Source organism: Sediminicola arcticus (assembly GCF_040566695.1).
Taxonomy (GTDB): Bacteria; Bacteroidota; Bacteroidia; order Flavobacteriales; family Flavobacteriaceae; genus Sediminicola; species Sediminicola arcticus.
Map to the genome: position 1 here is coordinate 20660 of NZ_JBEXAE010000006.1, position 18665 is coordinate 39324.

Annotated in this window: 17 protein-coding genes; 10 read left to right on the top strand and 7 right to left on the bottom strand. The window is 37.7% G+C overall.

The genetic code is table 11. From position 1 onward, the window contains the following. The first annotated feature begins 84 nt into the window (after positions 1 to 84). Complete coding sequence (locus ABXZ36_RS12530) at positions 85 to 2814, top strand: AsmA family protein (protein WP_354616020.1); 2730 nt, start codon at positions 85 to 87, stop codon at positions 2812 to 2814. Here ABXZ36_RS12530 and ABXZ36_RS12535 read toward each other — a convergent pair. Further along, positions 2807 to 3601: a DUF2797 domain-containing protein gene (locus ABXZ36_RS12535; protein WP_354616021.1), complete on the bottom strand. Its 795-nt coding sequence runs from the start codon at positions 3599 to 3601 to the stop codon at positions 2807 to 2809. The genes ABXZ36_RS12530 and ABXZ36_RS12535 overlap by 8 nt on opposite strands. A gap of 113 nt (positions 3602 to 3714) precedes the next feature. Here ABXZ36_RS12535 and ABXZ36_RS12540 point away from each other — a divergent pair, with 113 nt between their 5' ends. Both ABXZ36_RS12540 and ABXZ36_RS12545 read left to right on the top strand, forming a co-directional pair. Further along, positions 3715 to 5229: a GH3 auxin-responsive promoter family protein gene (locus tag ABXZ36_RS12540; protein ID WP_354616022.1), complete on the top strand. Its 1515-nt coding sequence runs from the start codon at positions 3715 to 3717 to the stop codon at positions 5227 to 5229. Between the two features lie 71 nt (positions 5230 to 5300). After that, entirely contained in the window at positions 5301 to 5849 is a 549-nt protein-coding gene (locus ABXZ36_RS12545) for an alpha/beta fold hydrolase (protein WP_354616023.1), read from the top strand. Here ABXZ36_RS12545 and clpX read toward each other — a convergent pair. From clpX to ABXZ36_RS12575, 6 genes are all read right to left on the bottom strand, one after another. Continuing rightward, positions 5846 to 7081: an ATP-dependent Clp protease ATP-binding subunit ClpX gene (gene clpX, locus ABXZ36_RS12550; RefSeq protein ID WP_354616024.1), complete on the bottom strand. Its 1236-nt coding sequence runs from the start codon at positions 7079 to 7081 to the stop codon at positions 5846 to 5848. The two genes, ABXZ36_RS12545 and clpX, sit on opposite strands and share 4 nt — an antisense overlap. A gap of 98 nt (positions 7082 to 7179) precedes the next feature. After that, the gene (gene clpP / locus ABXZ36_RS12555; protein ID WP_354616025.1) at positions 7180 to 7860 is read right to left on the bottom strand and encodes an ATP-dependent Clp endopeptidase proteolytic subunit ClpP; all 681 of its coding nucleotides are present in this window, start codon (positions 7858 to 7860) and stop codon (positions 7180 to 7182) included. An 89-nt stretch (positions 7861 to 7949) separates the two neighbouring features. After that, entirely contained in the window at positions 7950 to 9272 is a 1323-nt protein-coding gene (gene tig, locus ABXZ36_RS12560; RefSeq protein ID WP_354616026.1) for a trigger factor, read from the bottom strand. Positions 9273 to 9369: 97 nt separating this feature from the next. Continuing rightward, a complete protein-coding gene (locus tag ABXZ36_RS12565) occupies positions 9370 to 9720 on the bottom strand; it encodes a phage holin family protein (protein ID WP_354616027.1) in 351 nt (116 codons plus the stop codon). A gap of 125 nt (positions 9721 to 9845) precedes the next feature. Beyond that, positions 9846 to 10616 (bottom strand): alpha/beta fold hydrolase, encoded by a 771-nt coding sequence (locus ABXZ36_RS12570; protein ID WP_354616028.1) that lies wholly within the window; start codon positions 10614 to 10616, stop codon positions 9846 to 9848. After that, on the bottom strand, positions 10616 to 11341 hold the full coding sequence (locus tag ABXZ36_RS12575; protein WP_354616029.1) for a pyridoxine 5'-phosphate synthase: 726 nt from the start codon (positions 11339 to 11341) through the stop codon (positions 10616 to 10618). Before ABXZ36_RS12575 ends, ABXZ36_RS12570 begins: the two co-directional genes overlap by 1 nt. A 90-nt stretch (positions 11342 to 11431) precedes the next feature. Here ABXZ36_RS12575 and ABXZ36_RS12580 point away from each other — a divergent pair, with 90 nt between their 5' ends. The 7 genes from ABXZ36_RS12580 (at position 11432) to ABXZ36_RS12610 (ending at position 18622) form a co-directional block, all read left to right on the top strand. Then, positions 11432 to 12088: a CBS domain-containing protein gene (locus tag ABXZ36_RS12580; RefSeq protein ID WP_354616030.1), complete on the top strand. Its 657-nt coding sequence runs from the start codon at positions 11432 to 11434 to the stop codon at positions 12086 to 12088. A 5-nt stretch (positions 12089 to 12093) separates the two neighbouring features. Continuing rightward, positions 12094 to 12975, top strand: coding sequence for an NAD kinase (locus tag ABXZ36_RS12585; protein ID WP_354616031.1), 882 nt, complete (start codon positions 12094 to 12096; stop codon positions 12973 to 12975). A 117-nt stretch (positions 12976 to 13092) separates the two neighbouring features. Then, positions 13093 to 13785 (top strand): type IX secretion system protein PorG, encoded by a 693-nt coding sequence (porG, locus tag ABXZ36_RS12590; RefSeq protein WP_354616032.1) that lies wholly within the window; start codon positions 13093 to 13095, stop codon positions 13783 to 13785. Positions 13786 to 13794: 9 nt separating this feature from the next. Next, positions 13795 to 14535, top strand: a complete 741-nt coding sequence (uppS, locus tag ABXZ36_RS12595; RefSeq protein WP_354616172.1) for an undecaprenyl pyrophosphate synthase — start codon at positions 13795 to 13797, stop codon at positions 14533 to 14535. A gap of 4 nt (positions 14536 to 14539) precedes the next feature. Further along, on the top strand, positions 14540 to 17116 hold the full coding sequence (locus ABXZ36_RS12600; protein ID WP_354616033.1) for a BamA/OMP85 family outer membrane protein: 2577 nt from the start codon (positions 14540 to 14542) through the stop codon (positions 17114 to 17116). 104 nt (positions 17117 to 17220) lie between these two features. Next, positions 17221 to 18051 carry an OmpH/Skp family outer membrane protein gene (locus ABXZ36_RS12605; protein ID WP_354616034.1) on the top strand — a complete coding sequence of 277 codons (831 nt, stop codon included), beginning with the start codon at positions 17221 to 17223 and terminating at the stop codon, positions 18049 to 18051. A 61-nt stretch (positions 18052 to 18112) separates the two neighbouring features. Continuing rightward, positions 18113 to 18622 carry an OmpH/Skp family outer membrane protein gene (locus tag ABXZ36_RS12610; RefSeq protein WP_354616035.1) on the top strand — a complete coding sequence of 170 codons (510 nt, stop codon included), beginning with the start codon at positions 18113 to 18115 and terminating at the stop codon, positions 18620 to 18622. Positions 18623 to 18665: the final 43 nt, after the last annotated feature.

Sequence of the window (18665 nt, forward strand, 5' to 3'; positions counted from 1 at the left end):
TTTTTGTACTAATTCAGAAGCAAAAACAAAGTATGGAGGATATGGTTCCTGCCGTAGTCTTAAATACATAACGTATATATATTTATGAAAAAGAAAATAGCAAAGATTACAGGATTAATTTTAGTGCTTATGATAGGGGTTCTTATTGCAGCTCCTTTTTTTCTGAAGGGAAAAATCACAAAACTGATCAAGGAAAAGGTAAATACAAGTATCAATGCAACGTTTGATTTTGCTGATGCCGATTTAAGTCTTTTTAGTAGTTTTCCTAACGCTACCGTGATCTTAGAGGATATTTCATTGATAAATAAGGCTCCTTTTGAAGGCGACACCCTTTTTGCTTCCAAGGAAGTACAATTGAAAATGTCTGTTTTGGAATTGTTCAAGGATGCCAATGCGCCCATAGAACTTACTTACTTAAAGGTAGATGGGGCCCAATTGAATATTACATATGACACGGCAGAAAATGCAAATTATGATATTGCATTAGATAAAGGAGTTGAAACCAAAGAGACAGATTCCAATTTTTTACTTAAACTTCAAGAATACGAAATAGTAAACTCCAACGTGGTCTACCATGATTTAGCATCCAATATGCGTCTAGAGATTTCAGAAATGAATCATACTGGAACTGGGGATCTTTCCCTAGATAAATCCGAATTGGATACGCAGACTTCTGCCTTGGTCTCTTTTGAAATGGAAAGCACCAATTATTTGAATAAGAACCCTGTACAGCTAAAGGCTTTGATTGGGGTAGATCTAAAAGAGAGCAAGTATACCTTTCTAAAAAACGAAGCGCTAGTTAACCAATTGGCATTGGTGTTCGATGGGTTTGTAAAGATGAATGAGGATAATCAGGAGGTGAATATCACTTTTAAGACCGCCTCTTCGGACTTTAAAAACTTTTTGGCGGTCATTCCGGAAACGTATTCCAAAAACATAGAAAATGTAAAAACTAGTGGAAATTTCACGGTGGAAGGTGCGTTTACGGGAGTTGTGGACGACCTGCATATCCCAAAGTTCAAAATAGATATCAAATCTGATAATGCATCGTTTAAATATCCTGATTTACCCAAATCGGTGAGCAATGTTCATATAGATACCGAAATAACCAATACTACCGGGATAACAGAAGACACTTTTGTCGATATCCGTAGGCTTAGCTTTATGATAGATCAAGATAAGTTTAATATGGTAGCGAATATTAAGGATCTTATGGGGAATACCAAGGTCAGTGCCCATATAGATGGTAGAATGAATCTTGCCAATATTTCCCAGGCTTACCCCGTTCCTTCCGATTTAAATTTGAAGGGAATGCTAACGGCTGATATATCCACGGCTTTTGATATGGCTACAGTAGAGAAAAAGCAATATGAAAATACCAAGACCAGTGGAAAATTGACCCTTCAGGGATTTGAATACAAATCTGCTGAAATTCCGAATCTAGTTAAATTGGAGAATACGTCCGTGACTTTTAATCCCAAGACGGTTACCTTAAATGAACTAAAGGGAACTACTGGAAAAACAGATTTTGATGTAACCGGGACCATCAATAACCTATTGGGCTTTATGTTCAATGATGAAAACGTGGAAGGTAACTTTAACCTTACATCCAACACCTTCGCCCTCAATGATATTATGGTGGCCGAGACGCTAGAGGAGAAGTCAGATGCAAAAAGCAAGACGCCAGCTAAACGTGAAGAAAAAATCAAGATACCTTCTTTCTTAGATTGTACTATTAACGCAACGGCTGCCAATGTGCTTTATGACAACCTTACCCTGAAAAATGTTTCTGGAACGCTTAAGATCAAAGATGAAAAGGCAGAACTTAGTAACATGAACTCTTCTATTTTTGATGGGAAGATGGCATTTAGCGGTGAGGTGTCTACCAAAACCGATACTCCTACTTTTGCCATGAAATTGGGAATGGATAGTTTTAGGATAGGAGAAACTTTCAAAGCCCTTGAGCTATTTAAGGTTTTAGCACCAATTGCAAATATATTGCAAGGAACCCTCAATTCGGATATAGTGCTTTCGGGAAACCTGAAAGATGATTTTACTCCAAATTTGGCGAGCTTATCTGGAAATATTTTGGCCTCCTTATTTACGGAAAATATAGACTCAGAAAATTCCAAAATTCTGTCCAGTTTGGATGGGGCTTTTAATTTTATTGATTTCAAAAAATTAAATTTAAAAGAATTGAAAACCGCTCTTACTTTTGAGGATGGGATTGTAAAGGTGAAACCTTTTACCATTAATTATCAAGATATAGCCATCAATGTAGCTGGGAGCCATACCTTCGATCAAAAGTTGAACTATGCTGCTACCTTGGATGTGCCTGCCAAATATTTAGGCAAGGAGATTTCCAGTCTAATTGCAAAAATAGATGATACATCCTTAGAAGGTTTAACCATTCCTGTAACGGCTAATATAGGAGGGCAATATTCCAGTCCTACGGTGAGCACGGACCTTACGAGTGGGGTAAAAAGCCTTACATCCAAACTTATAGAGATAGAAAAGCAAAAATTGCTTAATCAAGGAAAGGATAAGGCAAAAAGTTTAATAGGTGGTCTCTTAGGAGGTGATGCCAAAACTAAGGATTCCACTTCCCAAAACACTACTGGTCAAGAAGCTGTGAAGGGAGTTTTAGGAGGGTTATTGGGTAATAAGCCTAAATCTCAGGACACTACAGCTACAAAAACAAATACCACTACCACTAAGAAGGATGCCATTAAGGAAGCTGCTTCAGGGGTGCTGGGCGGTTTTTTAAACAAGAAAAAGAAGGATACTCCAGTCCAAAAAGATAGTGTTAATTAATACCTAGAGAAATATAGTAGCCTTCGCTACTCCTAACGTTAAACACAGTATTATCCTCAAAGATGAGGTATTGACCCTTTATTCCTTTTAAAATCCCTTTAAAATGTGGGGTTTTTTCGAGATTAAGGCTTTTTACCTTATCAGGGTACTGTAAAACAGGAAACTCCATATGGCTTTCCGTATTACTTTCAATAAAATATGGGGCAGCTTCCTCCGGGATGTACTGCCTCAATTTATTTCTATAAGCCACTAAGTCCTCATCATCTACATTATTGGTCAACATTTTGCGCCAATTGGTTTTATCTCCAATATGATCTTTAAGAGCAACCTCGGTAATACCTGCCAAGTACCGGTTGGGAACCTCTACTATCGCTATGGCTTCGTGGGCGCCTTGGTCTATCCATCTTGTAGGCACCTGAGATTTGCGGGTCACTCCCACTTTTATGTTGCTAGAATTGGCCAGATATACGATATGGGGCTGTAGCTGAACTTTCTTTTCATACTCCAAATCCCTATCCTCTTTATCCAAATGCGCCGTACTCAATTCGGGTCTCATGATCCAATCTCCAGCAGAAGGTATTTCAAAAAAACAATTACGGCAAAATCCCTGTCTATAAATGGGTTTATCCAAATTGCAATTTAGGCATTGGTATTTAATAAAGGTAATTTCCAATTCCTTGTCTAGCACCTGGTTGACATTTAAAAAGTCGGTTTCAAATACCAGATAATACTGAATGGGATTCCCTATTTCTGTTTGCATTTTTTTTAAGACCCCCTCAAACTGCATAAAAGCGTATTTTTTTTAATTAGAATTCAATTTGAAATGATAACTTTAAAAGCTATTTTAAAAGAACAAACCAAAAATTAAAGCCTATCATTTTAGGATAAAGATACCGAAAAATGCCAATACCTTTGTTTAATTCGATCGCATCTTGGTTGTTGAAAAAGCGCGATCACCAAATAGAACTCTTCTTAAAATATCCAGCAGAAGTGCAGGAAGAGGTGTTGCGTCAATTATTGTCCATTGCCGAAGATACGGAAATTGGAAAAAAATATGGTTTTGAGTCTATTCCCAATTATAAAACTTTTGCACAAAGGGTTCCCATAGTTTCCTACGAGGAAATTGAGCCTATGATAGAACGGACCCGAAAAGGGGAGCAAAATATTTTTTGGCCTACCGCTATAAAATGGTTTGCCAAAAGTAGTGGTACCACCAACGCTAAAAGTAAATTTATACCGGTAAGCAGCGAGGCTCTGGAAGATTGCCACTACAAATCAGGGAAGGATTTGTTGTGCCTCTATCTGAACAATAATGAGAATTCCCAATTGTTTACGGGGAAGAGTCTTCGGCTTGGAGGGAGTAAGGAGCTGTATCAGGATAATGGGACCTTTTTTGGAGACCTATCGGCTATTCTGATAGACAACATGCCTTTTTGGGCAGAATTAAGTAGTACCCCAAGTAATAAAGTGTCCCTAATGAGCGAGTGGGAATCCAAAATGCACGCAATAATAAAAGAGAGCGTACAGGAAAATGTGACCAGTTTGGCTGGTGTACCCTCTTGGATGTTGGTGTTATTAAATAATGTGTTGGAGGAGACCGGGAAGGACCATCTGTTCCAAGTATGGGAAAACTTAGAAGTCTATTTTCACGGGGGAGTTAATTTTGGGCCCTATAAGGACCAATACAAAACATTACTCCCAAGAAAAAACTTTAATTACTACGAGATTTATAATGCCTCTGAAGGCTTTTTTGCCATACAGGATAGAAACCATGCCGATGACCTTTTATTGATGTTGGACTATGGAATATTCTATGAGTTCATCCCTATGGATAATTATGGCACCTTGGAGCAAAGAGTAGTTCCTTTATGGGAAGTGAGGGTAAAAGTAAATTACGCCATCCTTATTACGACCAATGCGGGCCTATGGCGTTATAAAATAGGGGACACGGTTCGATTTACTTCTACAGATCCCTACCGCATAAAAGTAACTGGTAGGACCAAACACCATATCAATGTTTTTGGGGAGGAATTGATTATAGAAAATGCGGAGGAGGCTCTAAAGAGCATATGTAAAAAAACAGGTGCCGAAATCAAAGATTATACGGCAGCACCAATCTTTATGATTAATAAGGAAAAGGGAGGTCATGAGTGGATCATTGAATTTAGGACGCCGCCTGAAGAGATAGGGTATTTCACGGAAATATTGGATAATGCCCTCAAATCCTTGAATTCAGATTACGAGGCGAAACGGTATCACAATATCACATTGAATATGCCTAAAGTGCATATTGCTCGTCATAACCTCTTCTACGATTGGTTAAAATCTAAAGGTAAACTGGGAGGTCAGCACAAAATACCGCGTTTGTCTAACGAACGGACTTATGTCGAAGAATTGCTACAAATGAACAAGTAAATAGTGTTTATAACGGAATATGACGCAAATTGGCGATAGAATTATACCCTTATTAACCTTTAAAACTTTTTATGATGGCAGAACGGCTCGTAGTATTATCTGATATGTGGGGTGCAAAGAAAGGTCTCTGGATTACTTCCTATCTTGGGTATTTGCAGCAGCACTTTGATATTGTATTTTATGATTGCCAACAATTGGCAAATATAGATGTAGCAATAGATTCCAACAAGAATGTACATCAAGCCTTTGTGAATGGTGGTATAGATATCGCTATACAACATCTATTGAAAAAAGAGACTAATCCCAGTCATTTTTTGGCATTTAGTACGGGAGGAACCATTGCTTGGAAAGCAGAACTTGCAGGGTTAAAGATGAAATCACTTTACAATGTTTCGGCAACGCGGATAAGAAATGAATCTGAGAAGCCCAAGTGCAGAACTACTTTAATTTATGGAGGTAAAGATGCATATAGGCCTTCAGATGAATGGGCCAAAAATATGGAATTGGAATTAGAGATCATTCCCAATTTTGGACATGAACTTTATTCCGATGAAAAAATAATACAAAAAGTCTGTAAAGACCTTTTGGGTAGAGCAATAAAAAAGCAGCTTCAATCTTAAGAAGCTGCTTTTAGTTTTTTCAATGTAACAAAGGAAAGTTTTTCTTCTGCATAGGATCTTGTCACTTTAAACTCACTTTCATCGCTGCTAGGTAATTCAAACATAGCATCGGTGAATATGGCTTCACAAAGAGATCTCAATCCTCTTGCTCCCAATTTGTATTCAACAGCTTTCTTTACAATGTAGTTAAGTGCTTCCTCTGTAATGTTAAAGCTAATATTATCCATAGCAAACAACTTTTCATATTGTTTGATAATGGCATTCTTGGGTTCAGTAAGTATAGCTCTTAGTGTTTCCTCATCTAATGGATTCATATGGGTAAGAACTGGTAATCTCCCAATAATTTCTGGGATCAGACCAAACTCCTTTAAATCCCTAGGAATAATATATTGCAGGATATTGGTATTGTCCAAGTTGTCCTCAGCTTTGGATGCGCTATAACCAACAGCTTGCATATTTAAGCGTTTGGTAATAATTCTCTCTATTCCATCAAAGGCACCACCAGCAATAAATAGGATATTTTCTGTATTGACCTCAATAAATTTTTGGTCGGGGTGCTTGCGCCCTCCTTTTGGTGGGACATTTACAACGGTACCTTCAAGAAGCTTTAGCAAACCTTGTTGTACCCCTTCGCCAGATACATCTCTGGTTATGGAAGGATTATCACTCTTACGGGCTATTTTATCTATTTCATCAATAAAAACGATTCCTCTTTCGGCTTTCTCTAAATTATAATCGGCTGCCTGAAGCAATCTAGTAAGGATGCTTTCAACATCTTCACCTACATAACCTGCTTCTGTTAATACAGTGGCATCTACAATAGCCAACGGTACATTCAACATTTTAGCGATAGTTTTGGCCATCAATGTTTTGCCTGTTCCCGTTTGTCCGGCCATGATGATATTACTCTTCTGTATTTCTATATCATCGTCCTTGCTTTTTGGCTGTAATAAACGTTTGTAGTGATTGTACACTGCAACTGACATTACTTTTTTGGTACGATCTTGTCCTATAATAAACGTGTCCAAGAACTCCTTGATGTCCATAGGTTTTCTTAGGGTCAGTTCGGAAGATAGATCGTTCTTATTAGATTGTTTTGATTCTTCGGCAACTATTCCGTGCGCCTGCTCAATACATCTATCACAAATGTGTGCATCCAACCCGGCAATCAATAAATTGGTTTCCGGTTTCTTCCTTCCGCAAAAAGAGCATTCTAAGTTTTCTTTTGCCATACTAATGGGGGTAACATAAAATACAATAACGATTGTCTTGTATTTTTGGTTTAATTATAAAGAATTTAATTCCTGTATGTTATTTTGTTTTGTCGAGATTATTTGGAATCCCTTACCAATATTTCATCGATCATGCCGTACTTCAAGGCTTCATCTGCTTTCATCCAATAGTCCCTATCACTATCGTCGCTCACCTTGTCAAAGGATTGCCCGGAGTGCTTGGAAATGATTTGGTACAATTCATCTTTAAGCTTAAGAATTTCCCTAGCTGTAATTTCTATATCACTAGCCTGTCCTTGTGCGCCACCCAAAGGTTGGTGAATCATCACACGAGAATGGGTTAACCCACTTCGTTTTCCTTTTTGGCCTGCACATAAAAGTACGGCTCCCATAGAAGCGGCAATTCCGGTACATATAGTGGCCACATCTGGTTTTATGAATTGCATTGTGTCATAAATTCCTAGGCCGGCATATACACTTCCTCCTGGGGAGTTGATGTATATCTGAATATCCTTGGAAGCATCTGTGCTCTCCAAAAATAACAATTGTGCTTGTACAATATTGGCTACCTGATCATTGATACCGGTTCCCAAAAAAATGATCCTGTCCATCATTAATCTGGAAAAAACATCCATTGCAATAGCATTGAGCTGTCTTTCCTCAATAATGTTAGGGGTCATTGCCGACGGGTACATGGTACTCATAATTTTGTCGTAGTACATGCTGTTGATCCCTTGGTCTTTTATAGCGTAGTTCTTGAACTCTTTTCCGTAATCCATGTGTTTTTATTGATATTTTTTTTGAAACAAAAAAAGGTGCCGAAAGATAATTTCCGGCACCGTAAAGATACTTAAATTATTTTTGAAAACTACCCATAAACTTCTTTCACAAAGTTCTCATAGGTCACTTCTTTAGTTTTTAAATTTGCTTTCTCTTTGTATAGTTTCAATAGTTTTTGGCTCATTAATTGTTCAGATAATCTACGAACCTCGTCTTTATTTGATAAAACCCTAGCGGCAATACTGTCTAATTCTTCCTCTTTGGGATCTAATTGTCCAAATTGTGCCATTTGTGTTTTGATAAATCCTTTGGCAAAGTCTTTTAACTCGTCAAATTGTACTTGAATATCATTTTCTTTAATGATCTTACCTTCAATCAATTGATAACGCAATCCTTTTTCAGACTTTTCATACTCTACTTTTGCCTCTTCCTCAGACAATGGCTTTTCACCAGTTGATTGAATCCATTTTGTTAGGAAATCCGCAGGAAGGTCAAATTTTGTGCTGTCAATAAAATGCTCAGTAACATCATTCAATAATTTTTGATCTGCTTGTTGTTCAAACTGCTTTTCAGAATCTTCCTTTATTCTTGCTTCAAGTTCTTTTTTGGAAGTAACTACGTCTTTTCCAAAAAGTTTATCGAACAATTCTTGATCCAATTTAGCAGGCTCTCTTTCATTGATTTCCTCAACAGTAAAAGTAACCTCTATATCTAACTTTTCAGCTTTATCTGCCTGTATTCCCAATACATTGGCAAGCAGATCGTCCTCCTTAAAAAGACCTTTTGTTTTTAAGGTAACTACATCACCTGCTTTTTTACCCAAAAGGCTATTGATAGCTTTTTTATTGGAGATTTGATCTAGTTCAAGAGTTGATTTCTTGTCTACTCCTTCCTCCTCATTTTTGAAAAATCCAGTAATTTCATCTTTTTTGCCAGCCTCGGGCTTGTTTACCAATTTCCCGTATTGTTTTTGGATACGTTCTATTTGCTCGTCAATCATTTTCTTGTCGGCAACAATTTGGTAATGCGTTATGGCTTTTTTAGATTTTAGGTTAATCTCAAAGCTCGGGGCTAATCCTAATTCGAATTCGAAGTCCAAATCCTCGGCATCCCAGTTAAAGTTGTCCTGTTGTTTTGGAAGAGGGTTTCCAAGAACATCCAATTTTTCCTCAGTAAGGTACTTATTAAGGTTGTCTTGAAGAAGTTTGTTCACTTCATCAACCAAAACGGCTTTCCCGTATTGTTTTTTTATCAAGCCCATTGGAACCTGGCCTTTTCTAAAACCTGGAATATTGGCTTGTTTTCTGTAGTCTTTTAATATATTTTCTACTTTGTCGTTGTAATCGTCCTTTGTAATGGCAACTTTTACAACGGCATTTAACTCGTCAATCTGCTCTTTTGTGATGTTCATCTCTGTATCGAATTTTACATAAATAAAATGGGATGCAAAAGTAGTACATTTTAATAAGTCCGCCAAGTTTTTAAATTACTGAATGTCAAACGGTAACTCAATTATTTTTATCCTCTTTAAGGATAGAATATAATATAGATTGCAAAAAAGATAGTAAAAGGCTAAATAGTAAGGCCCACCATATGTTGGTAACTTCAAAACCGGATATTAAATTATCGGCCAATAATATAATAATGGCATTAATAATCAACAGGAAAAGACCAAGAGTCAGAACCGTGATTGGTAAGGTCAATATTACCAAGATGGGTTTCACGATAAAGTTTAAAAGACTTAATACAATGGCTACAATTATGGCAGTTGTATAAGAATCTACGCCAATCCCTGGTAAAATTTTGGCCAATATTACGACAGCAAGGGCGCTCAATAATATTCTTAGAATTAGTTTCATCTCTTAAATTTTAAGGTTGGGTCATATTATCCACAATAAATGTAAGCAATTAAATGGAAAATAAAGGAATGCTAGAGAGGTGTTTTGAAACCATTTTTTATGTTTTTTAAGGGACCATTTTGCTTCTACCCTTTCATAAAAGCCATGGATTTTTCGAAAAAAGATTCTGGGTTTTCGGCATGAAGCCAGTGTCCGGCCTTTTCGATAGTATCCAATTCAGCGAAGGGAAAATGCCTTTTTATTTCAGGGAGGTCCCTCATGGTTACATATTCGGACTTGTCACCCCTCAAAAATAGGGTAGGCCCTTGAAAATTTGCTATAGATCCAATATTTTCTCCTACTTCTTCCATCTTTGTACTTAAGACAGGCAGGTTGAAACGGAAAGCTAGTTTTTCCTTGCTTTTCCAATAGAGATTTTTTAAAAGGAACTGCCGTACTCCAAAATTGGTAATATGCTTCGCCAATAGTTTGTCTGCCTCAGTTCTCGAGGTTACTGTGTCTAGGTCTATGGCGTTTAAGCCGTTCAGAATATCGTCGTGATGGGGTGGGTAGTATTTTGGAGCAATATCTGCTACCAATAACTTGGATACCACCTTAGGATAGGTACAGGCCAATTGCATACCTGTTTTTCCTCCCATAGAATGACCAATTACTATAACATCTTTTAATTGGTAATGTTGAATATAATCAAAAACGTCTTTCGCCAACAGATCGTAATTGAAATCGCTAGAGTGGAAGCTCTTTCCATGGTTACGTTGGTCCAATAAATGCACTTCAAACCCTGCCTCTGCATATTGGGAACCTAGGGTCTTCCAATTGTCCAACATGCCTAAAAAGCCGTGAAGGATTAGTAAGGGGGTTCCTTTTCCTAAAATGTTCGAATGTAATAATGGCATTATTTCAGTTTGTTTAGGTACATGTTCACCACATTCTCCAGCCCAAGGTAAAGGGATTCGCAAATTAGGGCGTGTCCAATGGAGACCTCTAAAAGTTGGGGAATGTTTTCCTTGAAATATTTTATATTATCCAAGCTAAGATCATGCCCTGCATTGATGCCTAAATTTAGGCTATTGGCCATTTTGGCAGCTTCTATAAAAGGAAGGATTCCTGCCTTGCAGCGTTCGGCATTGCCTTCTAAGTAGGCTTTTGCGTAACTTTCTGTGTACAATTCTATTCTATCAGTACCAGTTTCAGCGGCTCCTTCCACCATTTTGGTGTTGGCATCCACAAAAATGGAAGTGCGTATACCATGCTGTTTGAAGGTGGAGATTACCTCTTTAAGGAAGTCTTTGTGTTTGATAGTGTCCCAACCTGCATTGGAAGTAATAGCATCCACACCGTCTGGTACTAAGGTGACTTGGGTTGGTTTTACTTCCAAGACCAGATCCATGAATTTTTGTACTGGATTTCCCTCTATATTGAATTCGGTAGTGACTACCTTTTTAAGGTCTCTGGCGTCTTGATACCTAATATGTCTTTCGTCCGGGCGCGGGTGTATGGTGATTCCTTCTGCTCCAAACGCCTCTATATCTAGGGCGACTTTGATCAGATCAGGAGCATTTCCGCCTCGCGCATTTCTTAAAGTAGCTATTTTATTTACGTTAACACTAAGTTTTGTCATGTTGTAATGCTGAATTATTCCTGGCAAAAATACAAATAAGGCATGCTTTTTGCCATTAAAAATTAGTAATTTGCATTATATTTAAGAATTATGGAGATCCAATCCCGAATTATAAAAAATATCCCCGTGTTCAAATTAGGGGATTCATTAAAAGAAGTCATCAAATTCTTTAAGAACACTACCTATTCCCATGTGGCAGTGACCGATGAGGGACAATTTATTGGGCTTTTGAGCGAAAATGACTTGGAGACCTTTGAAGGAGCGAAAAAGATAGAAGATCATAGGTACAGCTTGGAGTCGTTTTTCGTGACTATAGAAACCTCTTGGTTAGATGTTCTGGAATCTTTTGCTCGCAATGAGGCCAACTTAGTTCCGGTGATGGACGTGGAAGGAAAAATCTTGGGCTACTATAATTTAACGGATGTAGTCACTGTTTTTATAGATACGCCATTTTTTACGGAGCCAGGTGGTGTTTTGGTAATTGCCAAAGGAATTAAGGATTATTCTTTCAGTGAGATTGCTCAGATTGTTGAAAGTAATAACTCCAAATTATTAGGTGGCTTTGTCACAGATATGAAAAATGATGTGGTGCAGGTGACCATCAAAATAGGTGCTACAGAGATCAATGATATTATACAAACGTTTAGAAGATACAACTACACCATTCTTTTTGGTAATACAGACGATCAGTTTTTGGAGAACCTAAAACAACGTTCTGATTATTTGGATAAATATCTAAACGTTTAATTTTTATGAAGGTTGCCATCTACGGACAAACGTACCAAAATAATGCACTAGAGCATGTGGTGGCTTTCTTAGACGAACTACAGAAGTCAGATTCAGAGGCTTATTTTGAAGAAGATTTTTACAAACTTTTATTTTCATCAGGGGAGCTATCTGCCTATAAGACCTTTAACATAGTAAAAGGTTTAGACAATTCCTTTGATATGTTTGTCAGTTTTGGAGGAGATGGAACCATTCTGCGTGCTATTACTTATGTTAGGGAATTAGATATCCCCATTGTAGGAGTTAATACGGGAAGATTGGGATTTTTGTCCACCTTTAAAAAAGAGGATGTACGTAAGGTGATACAGGAATTTGTTTCCGGAGCCTATACCATTGTGGAAAGAAGTTTATTGGAAGTGCATGCAGTTGAGGAGATACCCGAATTTGGGGATCTCAATTTTGCGCTTAACGAAATTACTGTCAGCCGCAAGGATACAACTTCTATGATTACTGTGGAAACTCATTTGAACAACGAATATCTTACTTCCTATTGGGCAGACGGACTTATTGTTTCCACGCCCACTGGATCTACTGGATATTCTTTGAGTTGTGGAGGACCCGTAATAGCTCCAACGGCTAAATCCTTAGTATTAACCCCAATTGCACCTCACAATCTAAATGCGAGACCCCTTGTGGTTTCTGATGATACGGAAATACGACTGCGTGTTTCTGGACGCGAAGTATACCATCTGCTTTCGTTGGATTCACGAATTGCTACCTTGGAAAATGGCAAGGAGATTTTAGTTAAAAAAGCTGGCTTTACTATCAAGATGATAGAGTACACTTCTGAGAGTTTTTTTAAAACACTTCGCAACAAATTATTATGGGGAGAAGATCGCCGAAATTGACCCCAGTCTCGGACAATAAACGAAGCTAAATATTGTTTATCAAAATGAGAATACATGTATGACCATTTAACTAGGCTAAAAAGCTGAAATGGTTATATTTGCAAACTTTTAGGATGTATGAGGATATTTTTTGCTTTAATTCTAGTAATGATTTTTGGCCAACTGAGGGCACAAACCTACGAGGTGGGTATTTTTGCTGGAGGGGCCAACAACATCGGTGATGTTGGGAGGACTAATTATATATTACCTTCTGGTCCAGCATTTGGAGGGTTGTTCAAATGGAATAAAAGTAAAAGGTATGCATGGCGTGCAAGTGCCACATATGGGAAGTTTACGGCAGATGATTTTAAATCGGATATGCCATCAAGACAAAGTAGAGGTTATGTGATGGAGAATTCGATCTTGGAAATGTCTGCGGGATTGGAATTTAATTTCGTGGAATATAATTTACACAAACTAGGGCCTGCATTTACGCCCTATTTGTATACTGGAATTACCTATTTCAGGTATGACTATGCCTATTTTGATGCAGGGCAGTTGCAAGAAATTGCTGGCGGGCAGCGGGATGGTTCCTTTGCAATACCCATGACTGTTGGTGCTAAGGCCAGAATTAACCAGTATTTGATACTGGGTGTGGAAATAGGAGGAAGATATACCTTTACGGATAATTTGGATGGTAGTAATCCTGTAGGATCTAATTTTGAGGAATTTAGATTTGGGAATGTTTTTAGTGATGATTGGTACGTTTTTTCAGGTTTGACCCTGACCTACACCTTTGGTAGGAAACCGTGTCGTGATTGCTTTCAGTAATACGTAATGATGAACACTATAGAAGATATCAATAATCAGAATTTGCCGGTGCATATAGCCATAATTATGGATGGTAATGGAAGATGGGCCAAAAAACAAGGTAGGCTTCGCGTTTTTGGTCATGAAAATGGCGTTAATACCGTACGGGAGACTGTAGAAAATTGCGCAAAGATTGGTGTTGGCTATCTTACCCTTTATACGTTTTCTACAGAAAACTGGAACAGACCAAAGATAGAAGTGGATACTCTAATGAAAATCTTAGTGTCCTCTTTAAAGAAGGAATTGAAAACCCTTCATAAAAACAATATCCGTTTAAACGCTATCGGCAATATTGATTCCTTGCCCAAGAGGGCTAATAAGGAATTGAAGGAGGTGATAGGAAAAACAGCAGAAAATTCCGGAATGACCCTAACCTTAGCACTTAGCTATGGCGCTAGGGAAGAGATTAGGAACGCTGTGGAACAAATAAGTATCAAAGTTAAAAATAATATAATTTCTCCCGAAAAGATTGATGAAACGATTATAAATAACCATCTTTACACGCATAATTTGCCCGATGTAGACCTGCTAATTAGAACAAGCGGAGAGCACAGAATAAGCAACTTTTTACTTTGGCAGATTGCATACGCCGAATTATATTTTATTGATGTATTTTGGCCCGATTTTAAGGAGCATCATTTGGTAGAGGCCATTATAAATTACCAAAACAGAGAACGAAGATTTGGAAAAACTAGCGAACAACTTAACTAGCGATATGAAAAGGTTGATATCCTTTGAACTTTTAACAACATTCCTACTACTTATTTTTACCACAATTGCCACCGCACAGGACACGTCTTATGAGGATGGTAAAAAGTATATTTTGGGGGGTCTGGAAGTAAGTGGCCTTCAGAGCTACAATGAGCAAACGGTAAAAACGTATACGGGACTTAGGGAAGGACAACCTATCACCATTCCAGGAGAGGAAATAAGTGCCATCATCAATAAATTGTGGGGCTTGGAGCTTTTTAGCGATATAACCTTCTTCATTACCAATATTGAAGATGATAAGATTTTTCTTGAATTGAATATTTTGGAGCGCCCAACCTTATCAGAGGTTACGGTTTTTGGAGTTAAGAAAAGGAAGGTAGAGGATATCATTAAAGATACAGATCTTAAAAAAGGGAAAAAGATTACCGAAAGTTTAATCGCCAATACCAAAAACTACCTTCAGAACAAATATAAGAAGCAGGGTTACTTAAACACCAAAGTTACTATAGCAACCGCTACGGATACCGTGGGTAGCAATACTCAAAAAATGGTAATCAATATCAAAAAAGGGGGTAAGGTAAAAATAAAGGACATCGAGTTTGAAGGAAACGAAAAACTTTCCGATAAAAAACTAGCTAAATCCTTAAAGAAAACCAAGCAAAAGAAATTTTATCGCCTCTGGAAAAAATCTAAATTTATTCAGGAAGATTATAAGGAAGATCTAACAGCCTTGATAGAGAAGTATGCTGAAAACGGATTTAGGGATGCCAGAGTAATTTCTGATACTGTTCTTAAAGTAGATGAAAATAACATCAATCTAAAGATCAAAGTAGAAGAAGGTGAAAAATACTACTTTGGGGAAATAGATTTTGTTGGTAATACAGTGTATTCGGACCGGGTGTTGAGCCAAGTTATCGGTATTAAGAAGGGAGATACCTATAATGGGGTATTGCTGAAGAAACGTATTGCGGACGATAGTAAGCCAGACGGACAGGACATTACCAATCTATACCAAAATAATGGGTACCTATTCTCTAGTGTAAACCCAGTGGAAATTTCGGCGCAGAACGATACTATAAATTTTGAGATCCGTATCATTGAAGGAAAGGAAACCTTTTTGAACCATGTAACGGTAGAGGGGAACGACAAGACCAATGATCACGTAATCTTTAGGGAACTTAGAACACGGCCAGGGCAGAAATACAGCAAGGATAATATTATCCGTAGTATACGTGAATTAGGGCAATTGGGCTTCTTTGATGCGGAAAATATTAAACCAGACATCATTAACCCGAACCCTAACGATGGTACGGTAGATATTAACTATAGCTTGGTGGAGTCTGGATCTAGCCAGATAGAATTGCAAGGTGGTTATGGTGGTGGTGGTTTTATAGGTACATTAGGGCTTTCTTTTAGCAATTTCTCTTTAAAGAATATTTTAAATGGGGAGGCTTATAAGCCAGTACCCATGGGAGATGGGCAGACCATGGCCTTGCGTTTACAAGCTAGTAGAACCTTTAGAGTATATAGCCTTAACTTTTCTGAGCCTTGGTTGGGTGGTAAGAAGCCGGTTCGTTTTAATATGTCACTTTCCAGAACACAGCAGTTCCAATTTGATTTTAGAACCAGACAGCCAGATAAAAACAGACAGTTTTCCATAACAGGGGTTTCTTTAGGGTTGGCCAAACGTTTGCAATGGCCAGATGATTTCTTTACCATTTCCCATTCCATCGGATATCAATTGTATGATTTTCAGAATTACAATATAGGGTTGTTTAATTTTGGTAATGGAAAATCCAATTCCTTGTCTTATACCTTTGGACTATCCCGTAAATCTTCAGGTCCTAACCCAATCTTTCCATTAGGAGGTTCTAATTTTGAGTTCACGGCCAAGTTTACCCCTCCTTATTCTTTGTTTAGTAGCAAGGATTATAATCAGTTGAATAGAGATGAGCAAACGGCGATTGAAAATCAAGACTTAGTAGCTTTAGAAAATGTAGACCGTGAGCGTTTTAAATGGCAGGAATATTATAAGGTTAAATTTAAAGGAGATTGGTACACAAATCTAGTGGATAAACTAGTATTGCGTTCCAATGCTGAATTTGGATTTCTAGGGAATTACAACAGTGCTATTGGGAATGTTCCTTTTGAGCGTTTCTTTGTTGGTGGTGATGGTTTAGGTAACTTTACTTTAGACGGTAGGGACGTAGTACAGTTGAGGGGGTATGAGAACCAATCCTTAACACCTTTTAGTTTAAACCCTACAACTGGAAGAGAGGAGCAAGATGGAGGTGTTGTATACAATAAATTCTCTTTGGAACTTAGGTATCCATTGACATTAAAGCCTTCTGCCTCTATTTATGGGCTCACCTTTTTGGAAGGTGGTAATTCTTTTAGTGGTTTTAGCGAGTTCGATCCATTTCAAATTAAAAGATCTGCAGGAGTAGGATTACGTATCTTTATGCCAGCATTTGGTTTGTTGGGAATAGACTTTGGTTACGGATTTGATTCTGATAATATTCCAGGGTCTGTTGGTCCTAGCGGATGGCAGACACATTTTATTATTGGGCAGCAATTCTAATAATTCAAAGAACTTTCTTATAAGTGTGAAACAAGAATTATCTTCATTTTAAAATATTTACTTATTTTGGCACGATATTTTCTATATACTAAAAAGTAAACAGGATGAAAACGAAAGTTCTTTTAATTCTAACAGCTGTATTCTTTTCAACAGCCATTTTTGCCCAACGAGGGGTAAGAATCGGATATGTGGACATGGAGTATATCTTGGAAAATGTGGAGGAGTACCGCGATGCTAATGAGCAGTTAGAAGTTAAAGTGCTGAAGTGGAAGGTGGAGATAGAGCAGAAGCAGAGTGTAGTGGAACAAATGAAGAAGGATCTCATGGCAGAAAAGGTGCTGTTGACCAATGAGCTGATTGCAGAACGCGAAGAGGAAATACAGATTTTGGAAAAGGAATTGTTCCAATACCAACAAGATCGTTTTGGACCTCAAGGAGATTTGGTGCTTCAAAAACGAAGATTGGTACAGCCTATCCAAGATCAAGTTTTTAACGAGGTGCAGAAGATTGGAGCCAATAAAAATTATGATTTTATTTTTGATAGTTCTGCAGATGTTGTAATGTTGTATTCCGAAAAAAGGCACGATATCAGTGACTTGGTACTTAGGGGTATAGCAAGGACTAGAAAAATAAGTAAACCTTTAAAAGGGAACGGAATAAATAGTCGTTTAGATGCTTTTGAAGGTAACGGGGAGCCAGAAGAAGAAGTGATTACTGAGGAGCTTCAGGAAAGATTGGATAAAGCTGGTGCTGCCCAAGAAGCAAGAGAAAAGAGCGCTGAAGAAAAAAGAGCAGAACAGCTAAAATTACGGGAAGAACGTAAAAAAGCATACGAGGATAGACGTAAGAAATTGCTGGAAGAAAGAGAAGCCCAGCGAAAAGGTAAAATAGAAGAAAGAAAAGAAGGCGAAGTGAAAAAGGATACAGTCAATTAAGAATTGGAACTTCGTAGAAATTTAAAACCATTAATTTAACACGTAAATAGTAATTAAAATCATGAAACACTTAAAGAAAATAGCTGTAGCCATTGTATTGTTTGTAGGAGCTACTAGTTTTGTTAATGCACAGAGCAAGGTTGCACATATCAATGTAGAACAACTGTTGTCTCAAATGCCTGAAATGATAAAGGCACAAGCAGAATTGAAAAAACTACAGGAAACCTATAGGGCGGACATAGAAGGTTCTATGACTGCATTAAAAAATAAGTATACCCAATATTCCAATGAATCTGCTTCTAAGACTCCAGAAGAGAACGAAAAGAGAGCTTTGGAATTGCAAGGATTCGATAAGAATATTAAGGAAGCCGAGCAAGCAGCTTATCAGGAATTGCAAAAGAAGCAAGGAGAGCTAATGGGTCCTATCACTGAGAAAGCAAAAGTAGCCATAGAAAAGGTTGCCGCTACGCTAGGATATGACTATGTGATGGATGCAACCCAAGGTGGTGGCTTAATCGTTGCCAAAGGAAAAGATCTATTATCTGACGTAAAGAAGCAATTAGGCTTCTAAGTAGTTAGAATTTTAGTATATAAGAAACCACACAAGTACTTGT